An 11310-nucleotide genomic window follows, 5' to 3' on the forward strand; every position below is an offset into this window, starting at 1 on the left:
ACTATTCCAAGACCAAAATGAACAGTATCAACTGTTATTTGGTTAAATAACTTTTCTCTTTCGCCAACACTAAATTGACGAGCATTTCATTAATCGGAACTTCCAAGCCAAGTTCTTTGGCTTTTTCAACAACTCCGCCATTAATAGCCATAATTTCAGTTCTTCTTTTATTTAATACATCTACCAGCATCGAAGTCTGATTTGGCGCGGTTTTCCTAGCCAAGTCTTTAATAATAGAGGAGTCAGTAAAACGTAAAGGAATGCCCGCTCTCTTGGCAACCATCAGACATTCTTCCGCAATTTTATCCTGCAAGTTAGAAGTCTCCTCGTTTTCCACCAACTCGCCGTTTCTCAGGCCGGTCAGTGCACCTAACGGATTAATGCCGCAATTGCCGATTAACTTCTCCCAAATTAATGACATTACATTTTCAGAAATCTTTGATTCCCCGAGTTTTTCATGGTCAAACATGCGTTGAATCTCTTTGATACGATCAGTGACTTGACCATCAACCTCACCGATCACAGTTCCTCCACTGCCTGTGTGGAGAATGACACCAGGCTCCTCAATATAGCCAGCTGTACTCGTATTCCCTGCAATAATTTTTCTTTCATCAATAAATTTAGCGATTTTTTCAATATTACCGATGCCGTTCTGCAAAGTTAACACGATTGTATTATCGCCAAAGAGATTTTTATTTTGCTCCATAGCAATTTCAGTAATATATGTTTTGACTAAAACAATGACTATATCAAGTTCTTCGCCAATTTCTCTCCCATCAGTGAACGCCTTGAGATTCGTATATACCTTTTTCTCGTCGCCATGGAAGATTGTAAGTCCTTTAGTATTGATTGCGTCTATATGTTCTTTAAATATATCGATCAAGTAAACGTCATGTCCTGTTTCGGACAAGACTGCACCATACAGTCCGCCTATGGCTCCCGCGCCGATGATACCAATCTTCATACAAACTCAACCTTTCGTGTTAAATAAATCGAAGTATTTACAACCTAATTATTGTATCATGCATGACTCCAAGTCGCCGTTTTAACAGTTTATACGTTATTAATTGTTGGTGAAAACCTAACAAGTAATCCATATGATATGAATGCCGTCGCAAATCCAATTATCCAAGAGATATCAGAAATACTTGAAAGCAAGGGGATGAAATTACCACTTAGGGATACGGCTACTCCTAAAATCGTTGCAATGTATGCATTCTTGTTGACACCCTTATACTTACTGACCGCTGTCGGATCATTCGAATCGTAATAGAGTTGGTCAAGATCAATCTCTTTTTTAGTTACGAAGAAAAACTGATAGATCATAACACCAGTTACAGGACCTAAAATGGCGCCAACTCCGCTCAAGAAGGTATAAATGCTGTCAGGGTTCTCCATTAATTTCCACGGCATAATCAAGAAACCGATGATACTCGCAATGAATACTCCCCTTCGATAAGTAACCCATTTAGGGAAGAGCGCAGTTAATTGATATGCAGCTGGAGTGACATTTGCCGTTACATTTGAGTTGACAGTAATCAGCAATAAAACAAGCATTGCAAAGAATATAGCCGGCAAACTATCCCATTTATTAATAACATTTAGTACATCCCATTGTTCCATTCCATAATAAATAGAACTACCGATGAGAATGGAGATACTAGTAAAGGCAAAAATGATGTAACCAATAATTAAGCTCAATGACTGTCCAATCATTTGGTCCCTGTTTGACTTTGCATTTTGCGTAAAATCAGAAACGCTTGTTGCTGGTGCAGCCCAGAATGCCAATACGGCACTAATGATCAATATGTAAGCAAAAAGAGGGTTGATGGATTGAGTCGGTCCTTCAATGGCGTAGTTTAAAATATTACTGAAACCACCGCCAACGATAACTCCCCAAATTCCCATGGAGATAAACAGAACATAAATGAAGACTGTTAATATTGTATTGAATTTATTTAAAAATCCGCTCCCACTTATGCCGAGCGCTACATTCACAAGCCAAAAGATTATAAAACATACTAGTCCCGGCATACCGATTCCGAGGAAAGTAACGTCACCGCCAATTTTCAAGAAGCTTGGCCATAATTTTCCGATTATAATAAGCAGGGCTTGAGATCCGACGAAGGTTTGTAAACCGAACCAACCTATCGCCACTACAATACCACGTAAAATGCCCGGAAGTTTAGCTCCAGCCGCTCCATATGTCGCCCGCAAATGGAGCGCGAAGGGAATACCGTATTTTGAACCTGCTTGTCCATTAAAAGCCATGAATAGACCAGTTATAATGGCACCTAGTATCAATGCTATCATTATATTCAGAGGCGCAATTCCTAAAACTATTAAACCACCCACAGCAGCGTAATTCGGGATATTATGTAAGTTCCCCATCCATAATGTAAAATAATTTAAGGGACCCATATTTCGTTTTTCTTTTGTTTTCGGTAACAAGTCCTCATTCTCGTACCCTCTAGACTTGAATAAAGTAACATCGTCTTGCGTTACCTTTATTTCCTCTTGAGCAACCGCCCTCATGCCTTTTTGTTGTGTTGCTCCAATACCTAATTGACTCATATTGACCTATACCTCCCAGAGGAATGATAATTACCTAGTTCATATCTTAAAAATCGAAAGGTTAAGCCGGATACTATATCCGGCTCATCTTTCAGGTTTTCAATTCAATTAGTATAACTATCAACTAAATCCGCGGCAGTCTGCGCTAGCTGTAAATCACAACCAGGGGCGCCAATTAACGAAATACCAAGTGGCACATCATGTTGTTTAACTAGTGGCAAAGTAATCTGTGGAGTACCGGATAAAGGTGAAATACATAACAGGTTGCTAGATTGGGCACGGACTGCATTTATTTCCTCCGTAGAGCTATTTCGTAAAGGCGCTACAGAAGCAGCCGTAGGTAAGCAAAGCAGTGCACCGTCTGTCAAAACTTCATTCATTCTTTCAATAATAGGTTTTCTTTTAGTTAATGCCTCTTTATACTCGCTCAAGGTAATGGTAGATGCCCACGCCAAGCGTTCTTTTGGACCAGGCGACAGATGCGGACGATGTTTTCTAATCCAACCACCGTAGCTTTCCCACACTTCATACCCTTGAATAATTCTAAAAATCTCTGTCCATTCTTCTAAACCATTATGACTTAGTCTAACATGTTCAACTTGTTCATAATGTTGTTTTAAATGGGTAACAGCAGGCTGTAGTGCTTCTGCGACATCTTTGTTTATCGAATCAAAACAATCATCTGCGATAAGCAACTTATTAAATGGTACTTGTTTAGTATCTTGTCCTAATATTTCTTCAGAAACTCGTCTGAAAATATCTGTATTGCCGGCTACGTATCCTAGAACATCCATGCTCTCGCAATATGGCGCCTCTCCATCATTTGCAACTCGTCCATACGTAGGACGCATTCCTAATATGCCGGTATAACTTGCAGGAACCCGAACGGATCCTAAGCAGTCGCTTCCAATGGCGAAATCAACTAAACCACCTGCTGTAGCAACTCCCGTTCCGCTCGAAGACCCTCCTGCAAAACGTCTAGGGTCGTGAGGATTAATGGGCGAACCGTAATTCCAGTTTTCACCGCTAATACTGTAACATAACTCGTCACAAACCGTTTTCCCTACTAAATCGGCTCCTGCAGTTAATAATTTAGTTACCATGCTAGAAGTGAAATCATCTGGAGCATGCGTCCGCAGCCATTCCGGATGCCCATTACTATAAGTGCTTCCTAAAATCTTAAATACATCTTTTACTGCAAACACAAGGTCTTCTAGATTCCCTTCACCCGTTCCATTAATTGCGATGTGGTTTTCTCGAACAAATGCTTGCAGCGCATCATAAGGTGGAGTGTCAGAGACAGTTAGTCGGGAATTATTTAGCATATTAGTTACAGTCAATATTCTTCACCTTTCCGGATTAAAAATAATAGTTGAAATATGTTATTAATCTTCCATTAATACAGGTGCCAGATTTCGTGTTAATTCATTTTGGACAATGATCTTACCATTTTTAATGACATAACGAATTAGTGGCTGATCATTCACTAGATTACTCAGATCATCACAGTCATAGATAACTAGATCAGCATTTTTACCAACTTCCAAACCGTAAGTATCCGTAATCCCGATTGCTTTAGCTGCGTTATAAGTTACCATATCTAAAACTGAACGACGTTGATCCGCGGAGCCCATTTGTTGTGAAACTTGCAGTAAGTACCCAACGGCGATTAAATCAGCATTGCCAAATGGCGTAAAAGCATTTCGAATATTATTGGATGAATAAGCTAGATTTACTCCACGCTCCATCATTGCCAATACAGGTGCCATACCGCGAGGAATATTTTTTCTCTCGGCACGTCCAGTCATAAACATATCTGTAACGGGCAGCGGTACGATTGAAACTTCTGCTTTAGCAATTTTATCAAAGATAGGTGCTGCTACTTCTGGATCAAGCGACCCTAATGTTGTCACATGTCCAATTGCAACTCTGCCTTGGTATCCTCGTTCGATTGTCATATCGCAAATTAATTCGATACATGTATTTTGAGGATCATTCGCATCTGTACCAAAATCGGCATGCATATCAATCGGTAAATTGTATTTTTCCGCCAAGTCAAAAACGATTTTCAGTTGTTTTTTTGTGTCTTCCATCGTCTTTTCACTATAAGGACAACCCCCAACTACATCGGCTCCCATTTTGATGGATTCTTCCATCATCTCCAGTACGCCAGGTGATTGAATAATGCCTTCTTGAGGGAATGCAACAATCTGCATATCTAGAACTTCTTTATATTTTTCTTTTAAATCCAGAAGCACTTCCACCCCAAGCGTCTTCTCAAAGGGATCCACATCAGGGTGTGCTCTCATTACTGTGGTTCCGTTCATCACCGACCACCTTAACACTTTTTCAGCACGTTTTTTCACGTCATCGTATGTATATAATTTCTTTAATTCAGCTGTATTCTTCAATGCTTCCTCTAAAGTACCTGATAAATTCGGTTTACGTTCTTCCAGAAAAGCTTTATCAGGATGGATATGACTTTCAATGAGTGTCGGTAGTACCGCATTGCCTTTTGCATCAATCTCTTTATAGTTATTGTCATTGTGGATGTTAGCCGCTATTTCTACAATCTTGCCGCCACTCATTTTAATGTCTTTATGAGCTTCTCCATCTTTAATATGTGCATTTCGTATTAGTAGATTACCCATGTGAAATTGCCTCCTAGATTGTATTTATCCATAGGTCTTACAGTTTCTTAATCAATTTTAACGGGTTGACTAGTGTCAACCCGTTAAAAAAATTTATTCCTTACTTACCCAATGGATTGACCACCATCAATTTTCATTTCGACACCGTTGATATGCTGAGCTTTGTCGCTTGCCAAAAAGGCAGAGAAAGCGGCAACTTCTTCAGGGCTTCCGACACGCCCAGAAGGAATAGAAGCTACTTGTCTTGCTGCTGCTGGATGTTCTTGCTCAATTGCGTATCGTACCATTGGCGTATCGACTAAGCCTGGGCAAAGTGAAACAGCGCGAATGCCATCTTTAGCGTAACTGAATGTCAGCTGTTTCGTGTATCCGACAACCGCGTGCTTTGAAGTGATATACGCCGCGTCTCCGACACCTGCAATTGTTCCTCCAATTGAAGCAATATTAATGAAGGTTCCTTTCTTTTTCTCAAGCATATAAGGTAAAAGTTCATTCGTCAGTAAATAGACTCCTTTTACGTTAACAGCCATGATTCTATCCCATTCTTCTTCCGTAATATCGAGAGAAGCTTTAAAATCAGCCAAGATAGCTGCATTATTAACACAAATATCTACTGTTTCAAACTCTTCGATAGCCTTGTTGACCAATTTATGTACATCTTCTTTGTTAGAAACGTCCGCAATAACACTTAGTGCAGTTCCATTAATATCTTTAATTAATTTCTCTGTTTCAGCTAATCCTGATTCATTCACATCAGTAATAACGATCTTTGCGCCTTCTTTTGCATATTCAATTGCTTGTGCTCTTCCTAGACCCGACGCAGCTCCTGTAATCAATGCAACTTTTTCTTCTAATAACATAATAACCCTCCTAATTTTTTAAGAAATTGCTATTCAATTAGATATAAAAAGTGAAGCGTTTACATTTGTAATTGTAAGCCATTTCTTAAATTATATCAAATAATCATTACTATAAATGGTATAATAAACCATATTGAAGAATAATATATTTATTCTATGAAGTCAATCTTATTTTAAAGTCCAAGCACAGAATAACTAAATGCCATTAGCTTGGGTATAATGAAAGTATAGAAACAGTAGGTGATGCTTATGGTTGGAATGGGATATCGGACAATTAAGACTGCAATAGGCGCAGGACTAGCAATTTGGATTGCAAGTCTATTCGACTTGGAGTTTGCAACATTTGCGGCGATTATCGTTATTATGTGTATTGAGAAGACAAAAAAAAGAACATTACATTCCATCCGGAAGAAGTTCTTCGCGTCTCTATTATCTTTACTTCTTGGTTCCATCTGCTTTGAATTATTAGGGTATCATCCAATAGTATTAACTTTATTTATCTTGTTGTTTGTTCCAGCCCTTATAAAATTACGTATTCAGGAAGGTTTCGTCACAAGTATGGTTGTCATTTTACATATTTACACAGTGAAGGAAGCCAACTTGGAAAACTTATTGAATGAACTTTACGTTATTTTCATTGGTATAGGAATCGCCTTACTCATCAACAGCATTATGCCAAGCTTTACGAATGAAATTAAAAAGTATAGAACGGAAATCGAAACTAAATTCAGCGCCATTCTCTATCAGTTTTCTTTGCTTTTAAATGATAGTGAGCACAAGTGGGATGGCAAAGAGGTAATCGAAGTGGAAAATATCCTGAACCAGGCTAAAAACATCGCAATACAAGATGTAGAAAATCATCTGTTGCGGAAAGAAAATAAGGATTATTATTATCTCGAAATGCGAGAGGATCAACTGGAAATTCTAAAACAGATGGTTGGCATCATAAGCATTGTTTCTTCATCAGAGTTAGACATCAAACAAAGAGGCATGCTTGCCGGTATCTTTCTGAATATCAGTCAACATGTTGATTCGGGAGATACCACGATTGCACTGAAGCTAGTAGAGGAATACGAGGAGTCAATACGGGAAACAGAATTACCGAAGACAAGGGAAGAATTTGAAATCAGGGCAAATCTATTTTATTTAAATTTCGAAATCAAGAACTACTTAATTATTAAGAACAATATTTTTAAAAGGGACAGATTTTCGGCTAAGTAAGCCGAGGAATCTGTCCCTTTATTATTTACTTACTTGTGGTACGGTTCACCGTGATCTCTCTAAAATGAACTGGTAAACGCACCCATTTGGACATATAATTAATATTATTGTTAAGGAGTGAATCCATATGATGATCGTAACAACTGAAAACATTGCTAATCACCAAATTACAGAAGTGTTAGGTCCAGTATTTGGTTTAACCGTAAGAGCAAGAGGAATTGGTAAAGATATTGCTGCTGCTTTTAAGGGGCTAGTAGGCGGAGAAATAAATCAATATACGGAAATGCTTGAAGATGCCAGAAAACAAGCAATGGATCGTATGGTGAAAAATGCTACAGCAATGGGTGCAAACGCTATTATTATGATGCGCTTTGACTCAGGTGAAATCGGTCAAAATATGAGTGAAATCGTAGCCTATGGAACAGCAGTTATTGTAGAAAAGAGATAACTAATGAAATGGATTATAGGATTTTACAGTATCCAATTCCTTATTCTCATTGTTTTAATCATTGGATCATGGCTCATTTGGGATCGCCGTTTCAAAACAAAACATGGCAGGCAAGTACCAAAAGGATTCATACGGACAAATGAGATTTCAATTGATCCGATCACAAATAAAAAATTGATAGTTTACTTCAACCCTGAATCTGGGGAACGCTTTTATAAAGAGGAAAATGAAAATTGAAAAGGGGCCTTTAGAGGCCCCTTTTCAATTTTTCTATTATATCCGCCTTTTTACTTATGATACGTTCCCCATGGTATATCCTTTTAACTGTTTAATAAGTATCCGCATATTGATATAAAAACGAATGGAGTTGATCGCTTGGTCAAGTTCAACCCAGAAAAACTATTCGTTCAATATAGGCATGATATTACTATAATGGACCCTATCATTCCAAGACGTTACACACTTACTCACTCAGATGATACTGCAGATCTATTTTTAACGATTGGAAATGAATATGCTTGGGATAGAGTTAATACTAAGATGAGAGATGAGGTCTTAGGCGAATGGATTAGTAATGAGGAATGCATCTATTTCTATGTATATTTATATATAGACCAGGGAGAATACAATCAAAATGCATCCGCAAAACGCAATGAAATATTTAGACGTGAGTTACCACTTGCACTAACAGCTATTCGATATGGCGATAGATTCCTATTCAACAAATACCCTACCCTCGATAACGCTACTATCATCGTTAATTTTATATCCACTTATCCTCAGTTTGCTAGGCAAGAGAACTGGGGGACATTCAGTAATTTTTCTATGGAATACATTTAGGAATCATTTAAGAAAACTTGCTTTATTGATTTAAACATTCCATACAAAATAGGTCCGCTAGGCAAGACTTATACTTATTTAAAAGTCTTGACTAGCTTTTTTCCGTTTTTAAAACCGCCTTTACTTATGATACGGTTCACCCCGCATAATCCTAAATCCCCGATAAACCTGCTCCAACAAAACCAATTTCATCAACTGATGTGGAAAAGTCATCTTTGAAAAAGAAAGCAGCTCATCTGCACGTTTCAACACGTCATTATGTAATCCGAGAGATCCACCGATGACAAAGACAACTTTACTTCGGCCATATGTCATCAACGATTCCATTCCCGCCGCCAATTCTTCGCTCGTTTTCATTTTGCCCTCAATCGCCAACGCAACAACGTATGCATCTGGATTGATTTTCGCGAGAATCCGATCCGCTTCTTTTTTCTTAACGATTTCCATATCGGCTTCACTTAATGATTCGGGCGCTTTTTCATCCGGCACTTCCACTAAATCGATTTTTGCATAAGCTCCGAGCCTTTTGGCATATTCATCGATGCCCATTTTCAAATATTTTTCTTTTAGTTTGCCAACTGACACAATTGTAATATTCACAGGGTTGTCCACCTTTGCTGAAATGTTATACACAGAACTTATACACATATCCACAGGAAAAACTACATATTGTGCCCGATTATTCGTTCGCCACAATATACGATGCGGGTGTGTCGCAGTACTCGCATTTTGTTGATAACTTTTTCACGTCGGCGATTTTTTCCATGATCGGAAATGTCTCCTCCTTCGCAACAAACACATCGAGCGCATGATTGATATGGGTTTCACAGCTATATATTTTCATGGTCCACACTTCTTTCATCCTTTATTTTTTACACAAAGTTATTCACAATTTTGTTTTCTTATCCACATGTCTATAACTTCAACAGGAAAACAGGCAGTATAGCTGATGTTCTGCTATGCCGCCTGTTGTGGATAAGTATTTATTACATCCTTGTAAAAAGTGTAACACTCTGTTCGGTTTTCCGCTCGCTTTTATGTTAATTTCCTCAGAATGTATTGCCGTCCTTCAGTTCCATTTCAATATCGATCGGCTTTCCATCACGGTATACTTTCATTTTCATCATGTCGCCAACTTTTTTGTCATTGTATAGATGCTTGCGCAAGCCGACCATGTCTGTAATTTTCTTACCGTCCATTTCCACAATGACGTCATATCGCTGCACGCCGGCCGCTTCAGCCGGCGTATTGCGGAAAACTTGAGTGACGATGACTCCTCCTGCTATATCCTCTGGCAGCTTGAGCATTCCTTTTCGCTCCGAAGAAGGTACATCCTCCAAGTTAAAGAGACTCACGCCCATTGTCGGCCGCTGAACCGTACCGGTCTTCTCAAGATCATTGATGATCGGTACCGCAATATTGATAGGAATGGCAAGTCCGATTCCCTCAACGGTTGCTTCCGTTATTTTCATCGAGTTGATACCGACGAGCTGGCCCGCCATATTGATGAGCGCGCCGCCCGAGTTGCCAGGGTTGATGGCAGCGTCCGTTTGAAGGACATCCGCCTGCCAATCGACCGTCCCATTCTGATCGAAGTCCATCGGTATCGATCGGTCCTTCCCAGAGACAATCCCCATTGTTACGGAACCTGCAAAGCCAAGGCCGAGCGGATTACCGATTGCAATGACCGTTTCTCCGCGTTTCAAAGCGTCAGAGTCTCCAAATTCGATGACTGTTTTAACATGGGCTGCATCGATTTCCACGACGGCCAAATCAGTCCACATATCACTGCCGACAAGTCTTCCGTCAGCTTTCGTTCCGTCATCGAACGTGATTTCCAACTCCTCAGCGTTTTCGACGACGTGATGATTTGTGACGATATACGCCTTGTCGCCTTCTTTCTTATAAATGACTCCCGATCCGCTGCCTTCCCTCGTCGTTTCCGTCGCCGACCAAAAATCACGCACTGTTTGAAGATTGGTGATGCCGACAACCGTATCTGCGACTTCCGATACTACATCAGTAACATCCGTATTAATATCGATGGAGACTCTCTCGCTCGTCAGGTTGTTTTCACCAGTCGTCTCGCTGCCAACTTGTGGAGTCACTTTCTCATTGTCGAAAGTGGAATTCATGAGGAACCAGACGATGAGTCCCCCGAGAATTGCTCCAAAGAGGGCTGGTAGAAAGCCGCCACGACGTTTCGATTTGACTGGTCTTTCGCTATATCTTGGCGGTTCTTCATGCCTTTCTGTTTCTTGAATGACCGGCTTTTCTTCTTCATTGCCGGGTCTTTGATTAAATTCGTCCATTCTCCTCTCCCTCTCTGTAGACAGTTACACTCACTTTACCCCATTCGGGTTAATTAGAATCAAGTCATTGTTTAACTTTAATTGGTTTATCGGTTAGCTTGGGCGCTGGTGCCGTCTCTTTGAGCGCGGAAACCATTTCTTTGAGCGCGAATGCCGTTTCTTTGAGCGCCGGAGCTACTTCTTTGAGCGCGAATGCCGTTTCTTTGAGCGCGGAAGCTACTTCTTTGAGCGCGAATTCCGTTTCTTTGAGCGCCGAAGCTACTTCTTTGAGCGCAAATGGTCTTCGGTCAAGAAAGTGGACACGAGAAAATGAGCGTTTTTTTCGAAAAGCCTACCGCGCTGCGCTTGGTGTACTTTCGTAAAAGAGCAGTTAAAAAGCCAACTGCTCTTCCACGAAAGTTGCG

The 11310-nt window shown here is 39.9% G+C and carries 12 protein-coding genes; 4 read left to right on the forward strand and 8 right to left on the reverse strand.

Translation table 11 applies throughout. The features are described from left to right. Positions 1–34: 34 nt before the first annotated feature. From M3191_RS09250 to M3191_RS09270, 5 genes are all read right to left on the reverse strand, one after another. On the reverse strand, positions 35–964 hold the full coding sequence (locus M3191_RS09250) for a ketopantoate reductase family protein (protein WP_251700096.1): 930 nt from the start codon (positions 962–964) through the stop codon (positions 35–37). Between the two features lie 89 nt (positions 965–1053). Continuing rightward, the gene (gene allW / locus M3191_RS09255) at positions 1054–2574 is read right to left on the reverse strand and encodes an allantoin permease (RefSeq protein ID WP_251700097.1); all 1521 of its coding nucleotides are present in this window, start codon (positions 2572–2574) and stop codon (positions 1054–1056) included. Between the two features lie 104 nt (positions 2575–2678). Continuing rightward, complete coding sequence (locus M3191_RS09260; protein ID WP_251700098.1) at positions 2679–3914, reverse strand: amidase; 1236 nt, start codon at positions 3912–3914, stop codon at positions 2679–2681. Positions 3915–3959: 45 nt separating this feature from the next. Then, complete coding sequence (locus tag M3191_RS09265; protein WP_251700099.1) at positions 3960–5225, reverse strand: amidohydrolase family protein; 1266 nt, start codon at positions 5223–5225, stop codon at positions 3960–3962. A gap of 104 nt (positions 5226–5329) precedes the next feature. Continuing rightward, entirely contained in the window at positions 5330–6085 is a 756-nt protein-coding gene (locus tag M3191_RS09270) for a glucose 1-dehydrogenase (RefSeq protein WP_251700100.1), read from the reverse strand. A 249-nt stretch (positions 6086–6334) separates the two neighbouring features. On the opposite strand from M3191_RS09270, the gene M3191_RS09275 reads away from it, so the two are divergent. The 4 genes from M3191_RS09275 to M3191_RS09290 all read left to right on the forward strand — a co-directional run bounded on the left by M3191_RS09275 (position 6335) and on the right by M3191_RS09290 (position 8594). Further along, positions 6335–7306, forward strand: coding sequence for an aromatic acid exporter family protein (locus tag M3191_RS09275; protein WP_251700101.1), 972 nt, complete (start codon positions 6335–6337; stop codon positions 7304–7306). A 127-nt stretch (positions 7307–7433) separates the two neighbouring features. Then, positions 7434–7754 (forward strand): YbjQ family protein, encoded by a 321-nt coding sequence (locus M3191_RS09280; RefSeq protein ID WP_099675914.1) that lies wholly within the window; start codon positions 7434–7436, stop codon positions 7752–7754. Between the two features lie 3 nt (positions 7755–7757). Beyond that, positions 7758–7991, forward strand: a complete 234-nt coding sequence (locus tag M3191_RS09285; RefSeq protein WP_251700102.1) for a hypothetical protein — start codon at positions 7758–7760, stop codon at positions 7989–7991. Positions 7992–8129: 138 nt separating this feature from the next. Then, positions 8130–8594 (forward strand): staygreen family protein, encoded by a 465-nt coding sequence (locus tag M3191_RS09290; protein ID WP_251700103.1) that lies wholly within the window; start codon positions 8130–8132, stop codon positions 8592–8594. A gap of 120 nt (positions 8595–8714) precedes the next feature. Here M3191_RS09290 and rlmH read toward each other — a convergent pair whose 3' ends face one another. The 3 genes from rlmH to M3191_RS09305 all read right to left on the reverse strand — a co-directional run bounded on the left by rlmH (position 8715) and on the right by M3191_RS09305 (position 10906). Beyond that, positions 8715–9194, reverse strand: a complete 480-nt coding sequence (gene rlmH, locus M3191_RS09295) for a 23S rRNA (pseudouridine(1915)-N(3))-methyltransferase RlmH (RefSeq protein WP_251700104.1) — start codon at positions 9192–9194, stop codon at positions 8715–8717. Between the two features lie 79 nt (positions 9195–9273). Further along, positions 9274–9438: a CxxH/CxxC protein gene (locus M3191_RS09300; protein WP_251700105.1), complete on the reverse strand. Its 165-nt coding sequence runs from the start codon at positions 9436–9438 to the stop codon at positions 9274–9276. A gap of 205 nt (positions 9439–9643) precedes the next feature. After that, a complete protein-coding gene (locus M3191_RS09305) occupies positions 9644–10906 on the reverse strand; it encodes a S1C family serine protease (protein WP_251700106.1) in 1263 nt (420 codons plus the stop codon). Positions 10907–11310 lie beyond the last annotated feature (404 nt).

The sequence above is a fragment of the Sporosarcina luteola genome (assembly GCF_023715535.1).
Taxonomy (GTDB): domain Bacteria; phylum Bacillota; class Bacilli; order Bacillales_A; family Planococcaceae; genus Sporosarcina; species Sporosarcina luteola_B.